This is a genomic window from Rhizobium sp. L51/94 (genome assembly GCF_019355555.1).
GTDB classification, from domain to species: Bacteria; Pseudomonadota; Alphaproteobacteria; order Rhizobiales; family Rhizobiaceae; genus Rhizobium; species Rhizobium rhododendri.
In genome coordinates, this window is the sequence record NZ_CP072144.1 from 97,381 (window position 1) to 114,632 (window position 17,252).

The 17,252-nt window shown below is 62.1% G+C and carries 16 protein-coding genes; 7 read left to right on the plus strand and 9 right to left on the minus strand.

The genetic code is table 11. The features are described from left to right. Positions 1 to 16 precede the first annotated feature (16 nt). Both cueR and J5274_RS26225 read right to left on the minus strand, forming a co-directional pair. Entirely contained in the window at positions 17 to 424 is a 408-nt protein-coding gene (cueR, locus tag J5274_RS26220; protein ID WP_142824891.1) for a Cu(I)-responsive transcriptional regulator, read from the minus strand. Further along, entirely contained in the window at positions 421 to 2,934 is a 2,514-nt protein-coding gene (locus J5274_RS26225) for a heavy metal translocating P-type ATPase (RefSeq protein ID WP_142824890.1), read from the minus strand. Before J5274_RS26225 ends, cueR begins: the two co-directional genes overlap by 4 nt. Before the next feature lie 157 nt (positions 2,935 to 3,091). Here J5274_RS26225 and J5274_RS26230 point away from each other — a divergent pair, with 157 nt between their 5' ends. After that, complete coding sequence (locus J5274_RS26230) at positions 3,092 to 4,189, plus strand: RHE_PE00001 family protein (protein ID WP_142824889.1); 1,098 nt, start codon at positions 3,092 to 3,094, stop codon at positions 4,187 to 4,189. A 7-nt stretch (positions 4,190 to 4,196) separates the two neighbouring features. On the opposite strand, the gene J5274_RS26235 is transcribed toward J5274_RS26230, so the two are convergent. Both J5274_RS26235 and J5274_RS26240 read right to left on the minus strand, forming a co-directional pair. Beyond that, positions 4,197 to 5,420, minus strand: a complete 1,224-nt coding sequence (locus J5274_RS26235; RefSeq protein ID WP_142824888.1) for an amidohydrolase family protein — start codon at positions 5,418 to 5,420, stop codon at positions 4,197 to 4,199. Between the two features lie 79 nt (positions 5,421 to 5,499). Next, the gene (locus tag J5274_RS26240) at positions 5,500 to 6,663 is read right to left on the minus strand and encodes a zinc-dependent alcohol dehydrogenase (RefSeq protein ID WP_142824887.1); all 1,164 of its coding nucleotides are present in this window, start codon (positions 6,661 to 6,663) and stop codon (positions 5,500 to 5,502) included. 390 nt (positions 6,664 to 7,053) lie between these two features. Between J5274_RS26240 and J5274_RS26245 the strand changes: the two genes are divergently transcribed. Continuing rightward, entirely contained in the window at positions 7,054 to 7,323 is a 270-nt protein-coding gene (locus J5274_RS26245; RefSeq protein ID WP_142829438.1) for a helix-turn-helix transcriptional regulator, read from the plus strand. Between the two features lie 42 nt (positions 7,324 to 7,365). Here J5274_RS26245 and aroQ read toward each other — a convergent pair whose 3' ends face one another. Then, a complete protein-coding gene (gene aroQ, locus J5274_RS26250) occupies positions 7,366 to 7,803 on the minus strand; it encodes a type II 3-dehydroquinate dehydratase (protein WP_142824886.1) in 438 nt (145 codons plus the stop codon). A gap of 114 nt (positions 7,804 to 7,917) precedes the next feature. Continuing rightward, positions 7,918 to 8,226: a DUF6074 family protein gene (locus J5274_RS26255; protein ID WP_142824885.1), complete on the minus strand. Its 309-nt coding sequence runs from the start codon at positions 8,224 to 8,226 to the stop codon at positions 7,918 to 7,920. 151 nt (positions 8,227 to 8,377) lie between these two features. Here J5274_RS26255 and J5274_RS26260 point away from each other — a divergent pair, with 151 nt between their 5' ends. Beyond that, on the plus strand, positions 8,378 to 9,406 hold the full coding sequence (locus tag J5274_RS26260) for a sensor domain-containing diguanylate cyclase (protein WP_224128021.1): 1,029 nt from the start codon (positions 8,378 to 8,380) through the stop codon (positions 9,404 to 9,406). 61 nt (positions 9,407 to 9,467) lie between these two features. Here the strand turns inward: J5274_RS26260 and J5274_RS26265 are convergent, their stop codons facing one another. After that, positions 9,468 to 10,508 (minus strand): glutamine synthetase beta-grasp domain-containing protein, encoded by a 1,041-nt coding sequence (locus tag J5274_RS26265; protein ID WP_142824884.1) that lies wholly within the window; start codon positions 10,506 to 10,508, stop codon positions 9,468 to 9,470. 485 nt (positions 10,509 to 10,993) lie between these two features. Between J5274_RS26265 and J5274_RS26270 the strand changes: the two genes are divergently transcribed. The 4 genes from J5274_RS26270 (at position 10,994) to J5274_RS26285 (ending at position 15,573) form a co-directional block, all read left to right on the plus strand. Further along, the gene (locus J5274_RS26270; protein ID WP_142824883.1) at positions 10,994 to 11,203 is read left to right on the plus strand and encodes a DUF2735 domain-containing protein; all 210 of its coding nucleotides are present in this window, start codon (positions 10,994 to 10,996) and stop codon (positions 11,201 to 11,203) included. Between the two features lie 165 nt (positions 11,204 to 11,368). After that, positions 11,369 to 11,707: a hypothetical protein gene (locus tag J5274_RS26275; RefSeq protein ID WP_219276095.1), complete on the plus strand. Its 339-nt coding sequence runs from the start codon at positions 11,369 to 11,371 to the stop codon at positions 11,705 to 11,707. 123 nt (positions 11,708 to 11,830) lie between these two features. Then, positions 11,831 to 14,500, plus strand: coding sequence for a DNA ligase D (gene ligD / locus J5274_RS26280; protein WP_142824881.1), 2,670 nt, complete (start codon positions 11,831 to 11,833; stop codon positions 14,498 to 14,500). Next, entirely contained in the window at positions 14,500 to 15,573 is a 1,074-nt protein-coding gene (locus J5274_RS26285; RefSeq protein WP_142824880.1) for an ATP-dependent DNA ligase, read from the plus strand. Before ligD ends, J5274_RS26285 begins: the two co-directional genes overlap by 1 nt. Positions 15,574 to 15,603: 30 nt before the next feature. Here the strand turns inward: J5274_RS26285 and J5274_RS26290 are convergent, their stop codons facing one another. Both J5274_RS26290 and J5274_RS26295 read right to left on the minus strand, forming a co-directional pair. Next, positions 15,604 to 16,539, minus strand: coding sequence for a D-2-hydroxyacid dehydrogenase family protein (locus J5274_RS26290; RefSeq protein ID WP_142824879.1), 936 nt, complete (start codon positions 16,537 to 16,539; stop codon positions 15,604 to 15,606). Positions 16,540 to 16,620: 81 nt separating this feature from the next. Further along, positions 16,621 to 17,196: a transglycosylase SLT domain-containing protein gene (locus J5274_RS26295; protein ID WP_142824878.1), complete on the minus strand. Its 576-nt coding sequence runs from the start codon at positions 17,194 to 17,196 to the stop codon at positions 16,621 to 16,623. Positions 17,197 to 17,252 lie beyond the last annotated feature (56 nt).

The window sequence follows — 17,252 nt, forward strand, 5'->3', positions numbered from 1 at the left end:
TCGGGAGACGTTGGATCTAAGAGGGCTGCCCGTCGCCCGGACCCTCGGCGAGCTCTTCCAGGATCGGGCAATCCGGACGGTCGTTGCCGTGGCAGGCGTGCACCAGGGTTTCGAGGGTGCGGCGCAGCTCGCTCAATTCGCGGATCTTCCGGTCGATCTCGCTGAGCTTGGCGCTGGCGATCTGGCGCACGTCGGCACTGGCGCGGTCGCGATCCCCATAGAGCGCCAGCAGCTGGCGGCATTCCTCGACGGAGAAGCCGAGGCCCCGGGAGCGCTGCAGGAAGCGCAGCTTGTGGATGTCGGCCTCGCGGTAGTCGCGATAACCGTTGCTGCTGCGGTCGGGGCTGACAAGGCCGATCTCCTCGTAGTAGCGAATGGTCTTTGCCGGCAGGCCCGACCGGTCCGATGCATCGCCGATGTTCATGTCGCCTCCTGAAGCTTTTCGTGGCGCAGCCGGAGGGCATTGGCGATCACCGAGACGGAAGACAGGCTCATGGCCGCTGCCGCGATCATCGGCGACAGCAGCAGGCCGAACACCGGATAGAGACTGCCTGCGGCCAGCGGAATGCCGAGCGCATTGTAGCCGAAGGCGAAGATCAGGTTCTGGCGGATGTTGCGGATCGTCGCCTGCGACAGGCGTCGGCCCCTGAGGATGCCGCCAAGATCGCCCTTCACCAGCGTGATGCCGGCGCTCTCCATCGCCACATCTGCGCCGGTGCCCATGGCAATGCCGACATCGGCTGCGGCCAGCGCCGGCGCATCGTTGATACCGTCGCCCGCCATCGCCACCCGGGCGCCTGCGGAATGCAGCGCATCGACCAGCGCCTTCTTGCCCTCCGGCAACAGCCCGGCATGAACCTCGTCGATGCCCAACTGCCGGGCGACCGCCTCGGCCGTCGCCGCCGCATCACCCGTCGCCATGATGATTTTCAGGCCGCTCCGGTGCAGGGCAGCAATCGCTGCTCCGGCCGTCGGCTTCATCCGGTCGGCCACAGCGAGCAGGCCGGCGAGCTTGCCGTCGATGGCGAGGAAAACCACAGTCCTGCCGTCGCGGCGCAGGCTCTCTGCCCGGTCGCGGAGCGGTGCCGGATCGGCGCCCAGCGCCTCCATCATAGCCCCATTGCCGAGGCCAGCGGATGTTGCCTCGATGATGCCGCCAATGCCCATGCCTGTTGTCGCCTTGAAGTCGGCAACGGCGGCCGCAGCGATGCCCCGTCGCTTCGCGGCCTCGAGGATGGCTGCTGCCAGTGGATGCTCGGAGCCCTGTTCGAGACCGGCAGCGAGCTGCAACAGCCGGTCCTCCGTCATACCCTCGACGGCGATGATATCCGTGAGCTCGGGCTTGCCCTCGGTCAGTGTGCCCGTCTTGTCGATCACCAGCGTATCGACGCCGGCAAAGCGCTCCAGCGCTTCGGCATCACGGATGAGCACCCCCTCGCGCGCGCCACGGCCGGTGGCGATCATCACCGACATCGGCGTCGCCAGACCCAGAGCGCAAGGGCAGGCGATGATCAGTACCGCAACCGCCGCCATCAGCGCATGGGCAAGCCGAGGTTCCGGTCCGACCGTCATCCAGATGCCGAAGGTGAAAAAAGCGGCCAGTACGACAGTCGGCACAAAGACCGCCGAGACCCGATCGACCATGCCCTGCACCGGCGCTCGCGTGCGCTGCGCCAGCGCCACCATGCCGACGATGCGCGACAGCGTCGTATCGGCGCCGATCTTCTCGGCCACCATCACCATGGTGCCGTTACCGTTGATGGTGCCGCCGGTGAGCATTGCGCCAACCTGCTTTTCGACGGGCAGGGCCTCGCCCGAGATCATTGATTCATCGACCGTCGAGCTGCCTTCGGCAACCGTGCCATCGACCGGCACCCGTTCGCCGGGACGCAGCCGCAGGCGATCACCGAGGCGCACCAGATCGAGCGCCACCGTCTGGTCCGTGCCATCTGGCCCGACCCGCTGTGCCGTGTCAGGCGCGAGGGCCATCAGGGCGCGGATGGCAGAGCCGGTCTGTTCGCGTGCCTTGAGTTCGAGCACCTGGCCGACAAACACCAGCGCCACGACGACGGCCGCAGCCTCGAAATAGACCGGCACGCCGGTGCCATGGGCCGTCATGGCCATCGGAAAAAGATCGGGCGCCAGCAGGGCGACGACGCTATAGAGATAAGCGGCGCCGACGCCGAGACCGATCAGGGTCCACATGTTCGGGCTGCGGTTGAGCACCGAATTCCAGGCCCGGCGGAAAAAGGGCAGGGCAGCCCAGACCACCACCGGCGTTGCCAGCAGAAGCTCGATCCAGCCAGTCAGGCGCTCGCCGATCAGGGTGTCGAAAGGCAGGCCGACCATCGGCCCCATACCGAGAACAAGTAATGGCACAGCAAGGACCACACTCACAAAGAGCCGGCGCATGAAGTCGGCAAGCTCCGGGTTCGGGCCTTCGTCTGCGGCCGGAACGCCCATCGGCTCCAGCGCCATGCCGCATTTCGGGCAATCGCCGGGCTTGTCGCTGACGATTTCGGGGTGCATCGGGCAGGTGTACTGGGTGCCCGCAGGCATTGCCGAAGCGGCAGGGGCCGCTCCATCGACATAGGCTGCCGGGTTGGCTTCGAACTTCGCCTGGCAACCGGCCGAGCAGAAATAGTGTTTCGCGCCCTCGTGCCGCAGGAAATGCGCCGCCGTCGCCCGGTCGACAGACATGCCGCAAACAGGGTCTCGGGCCGTCAGGAATGCACCCGGGTCAGCCTCGAATTTCGTCCGGCATCCGTTGCAGCAGAAATGGTATGTGCGGCCTTCGTAAGCCAGATGCGGCTTACCCGCATCGGGATCGACGATCATGCCGCAGACGGGATCGCGGGTGACGGGCTGCATGCCATTGCCGGAGGCATGGGAGTGACCATGATGCGCGTCGTGATGGTGGGCGTTCGATGCCATGGCAGTACTCCAAACCCCGTTGAGGTTTCGCTTTATGAACCTTCCAGCGACTGGAGGGTCAAGCAGTTTCTTTGCATTGGACAAACGAGACCGGCAACTACCTGGAAGCCAGCTCGTGTGTTAGCTTCAGGCAATCGACACGTGCGAAATGATTCCAATGCGATATGAGCTTTCTGCGGCACAGATGTCCGCCCTCCTTCCGGCCATCATTCATGCCGAAGACCGGTTGGCCCGGCTGGACGAACGGGTGCTGCGCCACGCCATCGGCGACGGATTTCGCGAGCGCGGCCATTTCTTCGATGCCGTCGCGGCTCTCTGGGTTGGCGGTGAACTGGTGCATGTCGAGGATCTCGTGCTGCACGACGCCCATATGGATGCCCGCACGCCGACCCATGAACTGACCATCGCCCACGCGCTGCTCCGCACGCGGCGCCGGCTGTGGCAGGCGGAGCCCGGCTGGGGGCTCGATCCAGCCGGCATTGCAGCCTTGCGCGGATCGGGCGAGACGGGCGGCAGCGAAGCTTCGACTGCGACCGCCGATCCCGAGTCGGAGACCGGGGCCGAAGATGCCTTCAGCCTGGAGATGGCAGCGATCGATGCGGTGCTGGCCCGCTCGGACCGGCTTCTGGAGGAGACCAAAGGCCGCGCGCCGGAAACCAAGGCAGCCGTAGATCACGATCCGCTGGGCCTGATCCACGACGATGAATGGGATGAAAGCGAGCGCCTGCGCGAATGGCGTTCCGTGATCGGTGATGCAGACGGGATGCCGCCTGCACTGGGCGCAGCGGTGCTTTACGATGCCTGGGAACGCCTTGAGCCGCTGCGTCGGCAGCACTGGCTTGGGGGGCTTCTGACGGCCAGCTATCTCCGGTCGCGCGGCAAGGTGACCTCCCACCTGTTCTGCCTCAATGTCGGGATGAAGGCCATCCGCTTCGAGCGACGGCGCGCACCCGACCGCCTCACGCGGCTGACCGCTTTTCTCGAGGCGATGGCGGAGGCGGCCGAGGCGGGGCTGAAGGAACTGGACCGGCTGACGCTGGCAAGGACGCAGATGGAACGACGGCTCAAGGATCGCCGCTCCAACAGCAGCCTGCCGGCAACCATCGACCTCGTACTGTCGCGACCGATCGTCTCAGCCGGCATGGTCGCCCGCCATGCCGGTATTACCCCGCGCGGCGCCCTCAACCTTGTCGCCGATCTCGGCATCCGCGAAATGACCGGGCGCGGGCGCTACCGAGGCTGGGGCGTGCTTTGAGCGGAGGTCAAGGCCTGATCAGCCGTCCGCGCGGCCGCTCGAAAGTCTTGCGGCCGCCTTTCCAGCCAGCCAGTACCGGCCTGATTTCGCGAACGATCTCAGCCGGATCGTTACCATCGATGAGGATCATGTCGGCCGGCGCGCCGATTTTTATATGACGCTCCCGCCCCATCAACCGCGCAGCGCCGTCGGTGACCATTGCAAAGACGCCCAGCATGTCCGCATCGAGCGAAACCTGCGCCACATTGGCGTAGAGATTGGCCATACGGATCAGCGACGCATCGCCATAGGGGGTGAAAGGGTTCATGACATTGTTGGTGGCGATCGATGTCACCACGCCGAGCGTTGACAGATCCAGCGCCGGGGCGACGCCGCGCGGCACCAGATGATCCCGGTCGCGGCCGGTCAGGAAGAGGTCTGTTGACGGCAGCACCGTCACTGCCACACCGGCGTCGGCTAGCCGGCTACCGATCTCGGAAACCGCCTGCGGCGGCATTGCCGAAAGCTTGGTCACATGGCCGACCGAGACCCGCCCACTGTAACCGCGCGCCATCGTCTCTGAAATCACCGAGGGAAGGTTGGAGTTCTCCGGGTCCAGATCGAAATCGAGGTGGAAGTCCACCGCTGTGCCGAAACGCTCCGCGAGATCGAAGATACGGCGGATATGCTCCGTGGGGTCGGGATCGGTGTAGGGACAGCCACCGACCAGATCAGCGCCGTCGGCAAGCGCCTGCGCCAGCATAGCCTCGGTTTCCGGCTCCTGTGTCAGCCCCTCCTGCGCAAAGGCGCAGATCTCGATATCGATGGCCCATGCATAGTCCGCTTTCAGCTGGCGGATAGCATCGAAAGAGCGAAACCCGGCGCGAGGGTCGATCTCGACAAAAGTGCGCAGAAGGGTCGTTCCCTGCAGGATAGCGCGCTCCAGCACGATGGCTGCGCGGGCATAGACGTCCTCGACGGTAAAGCCGGCTTTCGCCCGCGCCGTTTCCCGCACTGCTTCGGCAAGCGTCCCCTCGCAGATGGTGCATCTACCGAGGATGCCGGCCTTGTCGAGATGGATGTGGCTGTCGACGAACCCGCTGCAGAGATATCCGCCGCTGGCATTTTCGACAGGGCCTTCGAATGTGAGGGAGGGAGCGATCGCGGCGATCAGGCCGTTGGCGACACCGACGTCCACGGGCGTCGGTTCGCCGGGCAGGCGGGCATTGGCGATGACGACGTCGAGTGGCATGGGCATCCCCGGAAAAGACTATCTCCGAGGTTTAAAGGGGCAGGGCGACCCCAAGCAAGGGCCGCCCTGTGAAAATCGGTCAGGCATTAGGGTGGATGACCACCTTGACGCAGCCATCTTTCTTGTCGCGGAAGGTCTTGTAGGCTTCCGGACCGTCTTCGAGGCCGATGCGATGGGTGATAATGAACGACGGATCGATCTCACCCTCGAGGATGCGCTTCATCAACGGCTCGAGATGGCGCTGGACATGAGTCTGGCCCATCTTGAAGGTGAGCGCCTTGCCGAACGCCGCACCGAGCGCAACCGGAACAGCCGCGCCGACGAAGACGCCGGGCAGCGACACCGTGCCCCCGGGACGGCAGGCCATGATTGCCTGCTGCAGTGCATAGGGCCGCTCCATCGAAGTGAGGTCGGTCTGCAGGGTTTCCATGATTCCGCCTTCGCCATGGCTTTCCATGCCGACGGCTTCGATGACCGAATCCGGTCCCTTGCCGTTGGTCATTTCGACGATGCGCTGCTGGAGGTTACCTGCCGCATAATCGAGCGTCTCGGCGCCTGACTGGCGAGCCAGCGCCAGGCGTTCCGGAACGGTGTCGATAGCGATAACGCGCTCGGCACCGAGCATGAAAGCCGACTTGATGGCGAACAGGCCGACCGGTCCGCAGCCGAAGACGGCAACGGTGTCACCGCGCTGGATGTTGCAGTTCTCGGCCGCCTGGTAGCCCGTCGGGAAGATATCCGACAGGAAGAGCACCTGTTCGTCGGAGAGACCTTCCGGCACCTTGATCGGCCCGACATCGGCATAGGGAACGCGGAGGTATTCGGCCTGGCCGCCCGGGAACCCGCCATAGAGATGAGAGAAGCCGAAAAGGCCGGCAGTGGCATAGCCCATCTGCTTGGCCTGTTCGGCGCCAGCAGGATTGGAGCGTTCGCAGAGCGACCACATGCCCGACTGGCACATGCGGCATTCACCGCAGCCGATGGTGAATGGCACGACGATCCTGTCGCCCACTTTGAGCTTTTTGTTGTCCGAGCCGACTTCGACCACTTCTCCCATAGTCTCGTGGCCCATCACGTCGCCCGACTTCATGCCGGGCGCAAAGCCGCCCATGAGATGGAGATCAGAGCCGCAGATGGCGCAGCTTGTGACCTTGATGATTGCATCGCGGGAATGGAGAATTTTCGGATCCGGAACAGTGTCGCAACGGATGTCTTCTTTGCCGTGCCAGCAGAGTGCGCGCATGGGGAGGTCCTTTCGAAGGTTCAGGCGGTGGAGCCTGAAAATCGAACGACGACCTATTGGATAGGTTCCCATTTTTCGAGGAAAGCTGGTCGGACAACCTCGGGCAAAAAGGTCTGTTGGGCCAAATGCCTTCAAGCCTGTATGAGAGATGTCCCAAAAATATCTGCCGAGATCGCCTCCCCAGCAGGGCCAACGGGAGACAAGCGGCATGGTTCTGGGGTAGAGTACACAATTAGCACGCGTAAAAGTGGTTAAATGCGCTCACGTTAATCAGTCCGACATTTTAGATTGGACTTTATTAGGTCCGGATGCTAATTTTTAAACAAATTTTCAAGGAATTTCATTTTGGAAAACCCTATCTTCGAGCAAAAGTCAACGTTCCTGAGCGCTATGGCCAACGAGCAGCGGCTGCGTGTTCTCGATATCCTGACGCGGGGCGAAATGCCGGTCGGCGCATTGGCCGATATGATCGGGCTTAGCCAGTCGGCGCTGTCGCAGCACCTCGCGAAGCTTCGCTCGGCCCACATGGTGAAGACCCGCCGCGATGCGCAGACGGTCTACTACACCGTCAATTCGGAAAGTGTTCGCAAGGTCCTGGCGCTGCTCGAGGAAATCTTCGACGCCCCAGAGGTCAAGGCAGAGGAACTCAAGGCGGGCTGATTTAAAGTCGGCTGGCTTTTTCAGGTTTGCTGCAGCAAGACACTAGGTCTTCAGCAGCGAGCTGATCCTGCGGATGGCCAGTTGATAGCCTTCCGTACCGAGACCGGCAATAACGCCGTCTGCGCGGCTCGACACGAAGCTATGGTGCCGAAATTCCTCGCGCTTGTGAACATTCGAAATGTGCACTTCGATCACCAGGCCGTCAAAGGCGTTCAGCGCGTCGAGGATGGCAACTGACGTGTGGGTGAATGCGGCCGGATTGATGACGATGGCAGCCGCCTCGTCGCGGGCCGCATGGATCCAGTCGATAATCTCGTATTCCCGGTTGCTCTGCTCGAAGCGGATCGTATGGCCGAACTCCTGCGCCACCCGGTGGCAATCGGCTTCCACCATCGACAGGGTCTCATGGCCATAGACCTCCGGCTGGCGCTTGCCGAGCAGGTTCAAGTTGGGGCCGTTCAGGACGTAGATCAGGCTCATGGTAATTTCTCGACTGTCGCGGAGGCTGATGCCAACTGCCGACCCCAAGGCTACAGCATCGTACCCGTTGCTGTCGACCACCGGCTCGACGACACGTTAAACTCTCAGGCGAGATCAGCCCTGCTTTTCGGCCGGCGCCTCGACGTGCTGGCGATCTTGGTGGCGCCGCACGAGCTCGGCCTGTACCTCGTCCTGGAACAGCATCACCTGGCGGCGGACGTCATCCTCGGAAAGACCCACCGCCGTCAGCTGCGCGGCCAACCTTCGGCATTCAGTTTTCCAGTAATCGACAGCGTCGGTGCCATGCTTGTCGTCCAGTTCACGCGCACAACGCTCGATATCACCCGCACGACTTGCCACCGGAAACACCACGATATTGCCATTGCCAACGACACTCAGCAGTTCACTCAACTTCGACGCCATGCGACTCAAAACCCTCGTTTACTGCTCCCTGTTTACGCGCAGTTGGTTAACGGTCTCTTGGCGAGGTAACCGGAATGGCACAACCGCGCCCTCTACCTTTCCATGATATCTGCCTTATGTCTAAAGCAGGCGAAAAGCGGTGGAGGAAAGGGTGCAAGGACTTGGGCTGAAGCCAGACAACGAGGCGGAACGGCTGATTGCCGTCCGTTCCCTGAGTTCTGCACGCGGTGGCGCGACCACCGAAATGGAAGCTCTGGCAGGACTTGCCCGCAATGTTTTCGGAACTGCCTTTGCGGCCATCAACATCGTAGAGGAGGACTGGCTTCGCATAGCCGGTCAGGCGGGCCTGGTGCTCGGCGATTGCGGCCGCGACCAGTCGATCTGCACACGGGTCGTCTACGGCAACGACCTGCTCGTCGTCCCCGATCTGAAGGAAGATCCCGAGCTCAGGCATCTCCCCTTCGTCGACGGCGATCCCTTTTTCCGCTTTTATGCAGGAGCACCGGTCGAGCTCGATCCGGGGTTGGCAGTGGGCGCATTCTGTATTCTCGACACCCATCCGCGCGAGCTCGACGTCTTGCAGATCGAGACATTGCGAAACTTTGCGGTGGTCGCCAGCGCTCTGTTGCGGCTGCAAAAGTCGAATATCGTCATGTCGCTCACCGAGCAGGATCTCCGCACGGCGGCGATGACGGACCCGCTCACCGGTTTCTTCAACCGATCGGCGCTGCCGGCCTTCGTCGATAGCGCTTTGACAAAGGCCCTCGAATCCGACCGCCCGTTCGGAGCGCTCTATATCGACCTTGACGGGTTCAAGGCGATCAATGACCGGCTCGGCCATCACGGCGGCGACGATATCCTGCGCCAGGGGGCGGAGCGCATCCGCGCAGTCATCCGCTCGAGCGACATCGCCGTGCGCATGGGCGGCGACGAGTTTGCCATCTTCTCTCCGGAACTCGGCAGCCCCAGAGCAACAGCCGCATTGGCGGAACGGGTGGTCGGGGCCTTCCGCGAGCCTTTTGTGATCGAGGGGGAAATGATCCGCGTCAGCGTCAGCGTCGGAGCGGCCGTGGCACCGGAGGCCGGCAATGATCGGCAGACGCTTCTGAAGAATGTCGACGACGCACTGTACCGGGCGAAATCGGCAGGACGCGACCAGTTCGCCTTGTACCGCCAATAAACAAAAAAATGGGCCGCGACCCTTTCAGGAGGCGGCCCATCGATGACGCAACAGACTAACCTTATGCGGCGGCGGAGACGCTGCCTTCGGTCGGAACTTCTGCAATGGTCTTCAGGATCTGCGAAGCGATCTGGTAGGGGTCGCCCTGCGAGTTCGGGCGGCGATCTTCGAGGTAGCCCTTGTAGTCGTTCTTGATGAACGAGTGCGGCACGCGGATCGATGCACCACGGTCGGCAACGCCGTAGGAGAACTTGTTCCACGGAGCAGTTTCGTGCTTGCCGGTGAGGCGCTTGTCGTTGTCAGGACCGTAGACATTGATGTGGTCCATCAGGTTCTTTTCGAAGGCTGCCATCAGGGCTTCGAAATAGGCCTTGCCGCCGACTTCGCGCATGTAGGCGGTCGAGAAGTTGGCGTGCATGCCCGAGCCGTTCCAGTCTGTGTCGCCGAGCGGCTTGCAGTGATATTCGATATCGACGCCGTACTTTTCGGTCAGGCGCTGCAGCAGGTAGCGGGCTATCCACATTTCGTCGGCGGCGCGCTTGGAGCCCTTGCCGAAGATCTGGAATTCCCACTGACCCTTCGCCACTTCGGCGTTGATGCCTTCGTGGTTGATACCGGCTGCAAGGCAGATGTCGAGGTGCTCTTCGACGATCTGGCGCGCGATGCTGCCAACGTTCGAATAGCCGACGCCCGTGTAGTAAGGACCCTGCGGAGCAGGATAGCCGGCTTCTGGGAAGCCCAGCGGACGGCCGTTCTCGTAGAAGAAGTATTCCTGCTCGAAGCCGAACCAGGCGCCGGCATCGTCGAGGATGGTAGCGCGGGAATTGCTAGGATGCGGCGTGACGCCGTCCGGCATCATGACTTCGCACATGACGAGAACGCCGTTCAAGCGCTCACTGTCCGGAAAAACGGCAACGGGCTTCAGCACGCAATCGGAGCTGCGGCCTTCGGCCTGCATCGTCGACGATCCGTCGAAACCCCAGAGAGGCAGTTCCTCGAGAGTTGGGAATGCGGCGAATTCCTTGATCTGCGTCTTGCCGCGCAGATTGGGAACCGGCGTGTAACCGTCGAGCCAGATGTACTCGAGTTTATATTTCGTCATGGCGAACCTCTCATAGGTTTACGAAGCTAAGGTCAGTAAAGTCTATCGGCGTCGGCGGCCTCGGATCGTGGCCGTCCACGTTTGCCAAGAGACATGCATTTGCTATGCCAGTTTCTGCGCCAACCCCTTCGCAACGCCATCTTCCAGCGGTTGGCACACTTCTTTAACCAGAATATTCTAAAATTCACATATTAAAGAGGCCAGCGCGCTGCGCTGGTGGCGACATCTGCGGCCTTTTCCGCATGGAAGCGCATCTTCCGGTTCGCTTCGCTCACGGCATAGGCCGGCACAACGCTGACAATGATCTGTCAGCGTAAATTTACGCCACAATATCACCACGATTTCCCTTGCGGAAAACGGCGAATTGCCTACATATTCAACATAATGATTTCTTTTTAATCATTTCGAGCAAATGGCAGGCAGACATGTTACATTGAGAATGCCGGGAGTCGTGATCTCCACGGGGAAACGAAAGATAGACATCAATGGCAAACACACACGCAGAAACGGCAACGATCTACCAGTTTCCCATCATCACCCGTAAGGTCCGACGCGACCTCGGTGGTGACGCGACCGTCGTATTGCTCGATCGAAAGCTCAATCGGTTTTCCGAAGGTGCGTATGCGGATGCTGCCTATGGCGGCAGCTGGTATCATGACGCGGCTATCGAAGCCGAGCACAAGCCGAAGTCCTGATCCCCAAAGCCGGCGCAGACGTCCAGAAGCTTCCGCTGCTCCGTGGCTTGCGATCGAAGTTATGAGCTGTGCCTACATATGCGCGAACCGAAACCATCACGCTCCTAACCATGGGAACATATCCCATCCTGACTGGTTGCTGCTTTTCAACCTCAGGAGGACATCATGGCCGAAGAATTCACACCGAAACCCGCTACGCCGCTAGGCATCATCGAGCCCTCCGACGCGCCGCTCGTCGATGAAGCCCTGGCGCAGCCGAAGTCGGACTTTTCAGATACCGTCGCCGACCAGGTTGAAGCGCTAAAGGCCGAGGTCGCCAGCCTGTCGACTTACATAGCCGATATGACAGATGCGGCGCGCACCAAGCTCAAGTCAAACGCGAATGCGGTAGAGGCGGTGGTCGACGAGACCGTCAGGCTGCACCCGGTCCTCAGCGTTCTGACCGCAGCCGGCATGGGATATCTCCTGGCACTGGCCGTACACGGCGTCAACCGCCACCGCTGATCCGCCCGCAATCCTTTCGTCTCCCTCGCGCCAGACTCCGGCGCAGGGGGCGAAAGTGAATCCGGGCACAGAACAAAGGCCACGCGCCTGTGTTGTGTCGATGACGGAACTCTGGAGACACCCATGGTCGGCGACGAAAATCTCAAGACCTATCGCGCCAAGCGAGATTTCAAGAAAACGCAGGAGCCGAGCGGCGAAACGGAGATTGCTGCCTCGAACAGAAGGCGGTTCGTCATCCAAAAGCACGACGCGACGAGGCTTCACTATGACCTGCGCCTGGAACTCGACGGCGTCTTCAAGTCCTGGGCAGTCACCAAGGGTCCGTCTCTCGATCCCGGCGACAAGCGCCTTGCCGTCGAGGTCGAGGACCATCCGCTCGACTACGGCGACTTCGAAGGTACAATTCCGAAAGGCCAGTATGGCGGCGGCACGGTGCTGCTGTGGGACCGCGGATACTGGGAGCCGGAAGGCAGCAAGACCCCGGAAAGAGCGCTTGAAGACGGCGATTTCAAATTCAGTCTCGAGGGCGAAAAGCTGCATGGCAGCTTTGTGCTTGTCCGCATGAAGCACGACCGGAACGGCGGCAAGCGAACCAACTGGCTGCTGATCAAGCATCATGACGATCATGCCGTGGACACCGGCGGCGAGAAAATTCTCGAGAAGGATAGCTCCGTCGCGTCCGGCCGCTCGTTGGAAACGATTGCCGCAGGCAAGGGAAAGGCCCCCAAACCTTTCATGCTTGCTAAGAGCACTTCGTCCGCCGGCGCTGTCTGGGACACCAGCGAGGGACTGGCTGCAGAAGAACGCGCTACCAAAGAGCCAACGCGCAAGTCAGCCAAGGCCGAGGTCAAGGGCAAAGCCGGCGCAAAGGAAAGCAGCTCGGCAATGCCGGATTTCATACCGCCGCAGCTTTGTGACACGGGCGCACGGCCACCGTCCGGTAAGGGCTGGGTACACGAAATCAAGTTCGATGGTTACCGCATCCAGATGCGGATAGTGGGCGGTAGCGTCAGCCTGAAGACCCGCAAGGGCCTCGACTGGACGGACAAGTTCAGCGCGATTGCCCGCGCCGCAGAGGCTCTGCCCGATGGCATCATCGACGGGGAAATCGCCGCGCTCGACAGCCATGGCGCGCCGGACTTTGCCGCCCTGCAGGCAGCCCTTTCAGAGGGAAAGACTGAGGATCTCGTTTTCTTCGCCTTCGATCTGCTGTTCGATGGCGGGGAGGACGTGCGCGAACAACCTCTTTCCGAGCGCAAGATTCGCCTGCAGAAGATCTTGGACAAAGCAAAGCCCGATGCCCGCATCCGGTTTGTCGAGCATTTCGACACCGGTGGCGACGCGGTGCTGCGCTCCGCCTGCCAGCTTTCCCTTGAAGGCATCATCTCGAAGAAGCTCGACGCTCCCTACCATTCCGGCCGTAGCGCCTCGTGGTCGAAGTCGAAATGCCGCGCCGGCCACGAGGTGGTGGTCGGCGGATGGGCAACGACCAACGGACGGTTCCGTTCGCTGCTGGTTGGCGTCTACAGAGGCGATCATTTCGTCTATGTCGGCCGAGTAGGCACCGGATATGGCGAGGCGAAACTCAAGACGCTCGAACCAAGACTGGAAGCCGTCAAAGCTGACAAATCGCCATTCACCGGCATCGGTGCCCCGCGCAAGGATGCGAGCATTGTCTGGGCAAGGCCGGAGCTCGTCGCCGAGATCGAATTCGCCGGCTGGACGAATGACGGGCAGGTTCGACAGGCGGCGTTCAAGGGCCTGCGCGACGACAAGCCCGCATCCGAGGTCGAGGCCGAAAAGCCTGCATCGCCTGTAAAGGTAGAGGTGCCGCATCCGGAAGAGAAAGTCCACGCAACCCGGCGGGGCGCAGCAGCCCGGGCGTCGGTCATGGGCGTGGCGATCTCCCATCCAGACAAGGCCATGTGGCCTGACGCCGGCGACGGCGAGCCGGTCACCAAGCTGGATCTTGCCCAGTATCTGGAGGCGGTCGGTCCATGGATGATGGACCACATTGCCGGTCGGCCGTGCTCGATAATCCGGGCGCCCGACGGCATCGGCGGCGAGCAGTTCTTCCAGAGGCATGCAATGCAGAGCACATCGAACCTGCTGGATCTTGTCACCGTATCAGGCGATCGCAAGCCCTATCTCGAAATCGACCGCATCGAAGGCCTTGCCGCGGTGGCGCAAGTCGCGGCGCTCGAGCTGCATCCCTGGAATTGCCTGCCGAAAAAACCCGAAGTGCCCGGAAGACTGGTATTCGACCTCGATCCCGGCCCTGACGTGCCATTCTCGACCGTAGTCGAGGCTGCGCGCGAGTTGCGCGACCGGCTCGAGGAGCTAGGCCTTGTCAGCTTCTGCAAGACCACCGGCGGCAAGGGCCTGCACGTCGTCACACCTCTGTCGGAAGGCAAGACGGCGCTGACATGGCAGGAGGCGAAGACGTTTGCCCACGACCTCTGTCTTCAGACGGCCCATGACGCCCCTGACCGCTACGTCGTCAACATGGCAAAGAAGCTTCGCAACGGACGCATCTTCCTCGATTACCTGCGCAACGACCGCATGGCGACGGCAGTCGCCCCGCTTTCGACACGCGCGAGACCGGGCGCGACGGTGTCGATGCCGATCCTTTGGTCGCAGGTCAAGTCCGACCTCGACCCGAAAGGCTTCACAATCCGCACCGTGCCCGCCCTGCTGAAGAAGAGCTCGGCCTGGGAAGACTACAACGACGGCGCCCGCCCACTCGCCCCGGCGGTAAAGCGCCTCGCAAAATCGCGCGCGGACGCGGCCTGATGGCGGTGAAGGCAGGCCGGAAAGGCAAAAAGGCTGATGTCAGCAAGGGAGACCTGCTCGGCATCGCGCTCGATACATCACCGATGGAGGCGCGCTCCGCCGAGGCGTTGCCGCAGGGCGATGGCTGGCAATACGAACCGAAGTGGGATGGCTTCCGCTGCCTCGCGTTCAAAAATGGCGAGGAAGTCGCGCTTCATGCGAAATCCGGCAAACCGCTCGGACGCTACTTTCCCGAGGTTCTCGCACTATTGGCCGAGATTCCGGCCGAGAGATTTATCATCGACAGCGAGTTGGTGATCGAAATCGACGGTCACCTCTCGTTCGAGGCGCTGCAGATGCGCCTTCATCCGGCGGAAAGCCGCATTCGAAAGCTCGCCGCCGCCACGCCGGCTCGCCTCGTCATGTTCGACATGCTGCTGTCTTCGGACGGGATGCCGCTGGTCGACCTGCCGATGTCCGAGCGCCGTAGCGCACTCGAAAGCTTCGCAAAGCAGAACCCCCGTCCGCGACAGATGGTACTGTCGCCCTTCACGACCGACCTTACCCAGGCTGAGCGCTGGCTTTCGTCGTCGGGAAATAGCGCCACCGACGGCGTCGTCGCCAAACGCCGAGACGGCGCCTACGAGCCGGGCATCCGCGCGATGCTGAAGGTGAAACGCCTGCGCACCGCCGACTGCGTCATCGGCGGCTTCCGCTACGAGAGCAACAGCGCCGAAGTCGGCTCGCTTCTGCTCGGCCTCTACAACGAGGACGGCAAGCTCGATCACGTCGGCTACACCTCGACAATTTCGGACGAGGAACGACCGGATCTCACAAAACAGCTCGAGGCGCTGCAGGCACCACCAGGTTTTGCCGGCAAGGCGCCGGGCGGCCCCAGCCGCTGGACGACCGAGCGCAGCGCAGCGTGGCAGCCCCTGCGGCCGGAGCTTGTCGTGGAAGTCCGCTTCGACCAGGTGACAGGCCGGCGTTTCCGGCACGGAACGACGCTGGTGCGCTGGCGACCGGACAAGGACCCGCGCCAGTGCACATTCGAGCAGATAGCGCCGCCTCTTGCACCGGATGAGGTCGATTAGGGGCCGGTACAAGCCGTCCCTTCACGAACGCTAGCCGGCGTTCGCGGTCAGCCATTCGCTGACATGGCTAACGGTATCGCCGTAGAACGTCTCGTACAGCGACTGCGAGACGTAGCCGATATGCGGGGTTGCCAGGACGTTGGGCAGTGTCCGGAATGGATGATCCGGCAACATCGGCTCGACGTCGAAGACATCCACCGCAGCACCGGCGATGGCCTTGCGCTTGAGTGCATCGATCAGCGCTGCCTCCGTGACGATAGGGCCGCGCGAGGTATTGATGAGGAAGGCGGAAGGCTTCATCAGCGCAATCTCGTCGGCCCCGACCAGTCCGCGACTGCGATCGCTGAGCACCAGATGTACGCTCAGGAAATCGGATTGCCGGAACAGCGCCTCTTTAGAGACCAGCGTCGTCCCGAACTGTTCGGCCTTATCGGCCGTCAGGTTCTGGCTCCACGCGATGGTCTTCATGCCGAATGCCTGGGCGATGGTCGCGACCCGCGAGCCGACATTGCCAAGCCCGAGCAATCCGAGCGTCTTGCCGTTGAGATCGGAACCGATCGAACGCTGCCAGCCGCCGGATCGAAGAGAGGCATTCTCGCTGGCGACGTGACGGGCAACGCCGAGGATCAGCGCCCATGTCATTTCCACGGTCGCCGTCGATGCATAGCCCGTGTGCTTGACGACGATGCCGCGTTCCGCTGCAGCTCCAACATCGATCGAGGCATTACGCGCGCCGGTCGAGACGATGAGCTTCAGGTTAGGCAATTGTGCCAGCAACTCGGCCGGCAGCGGCGTGCGTTCGCGCATGACGCAGATCACATCGAACGGCGCCAACCGCTGGACGAGTTTCTGCCGGTCGGCGAGGTGATCGTTGAAGACGGTGACCTCGGCCCGCGCGGTCACATCGGACCAGTCGGCAAGCGTCAGGGCTACATTCTGATAGTCGTCCAGGACTGCGATTTTCATCTGTGTTCCTTCAAGGGCTGATAAGCCTAACCTAGGAACGAAGAACCATTTTCACAGGGCCGAAACGCGGACGGCGGCCCATCAGCCGCCGCAGGTGCGCAGCTGGCTGTTGTAGGTCGAGGCGATGCCGGCGGCCCGGCGGGCGGTGCGCTGCAGCTCGCCATTGGAGCGGAAGCTGCCGCGGCTGTAGCCGTCATGGCCGACATAATAGGCCATGTAGAGATTGTAGGTATCGTTCAGCGCGATGCCGTTCTGGAGATGGCTTTGCGCATGGTACCAGCCGATGAAATTGATCGCGTCGGCAAAATTGGTCCGTCGGGCCGACCAGTGGCCGGTCGCCCGCTGGTAGCGCGACCATGTTCCATCGAGAGCCTGGGCATAACCATAGGCGCTGGAAGGCCGCGTCCATGGGATGAAACCGAGCAATAGTGTGCGCGGTGGCCGTGCATAGGGCTGGAAACCGGATTCGACGTAGATCGTCGCCATCAGCACCGGCACGGGGACCCCGTACTCGCGCGAGGCCTTGTCGGCTGCCCTTCGCCAGTTGTTGAAAAGGCCGTCGCGCTGCTCGAAAATGGCGCAGCTGTTGCGGATCTGATGGGGCGCCGTCGCGCAACTGGACAACACGACAAGGGCGGCGATAAACAATTTTCGCATCGCAAACTCACTCTCTTCCGAGAGATGAATAAGCGGTAAACGTTAAAAACGGGTTT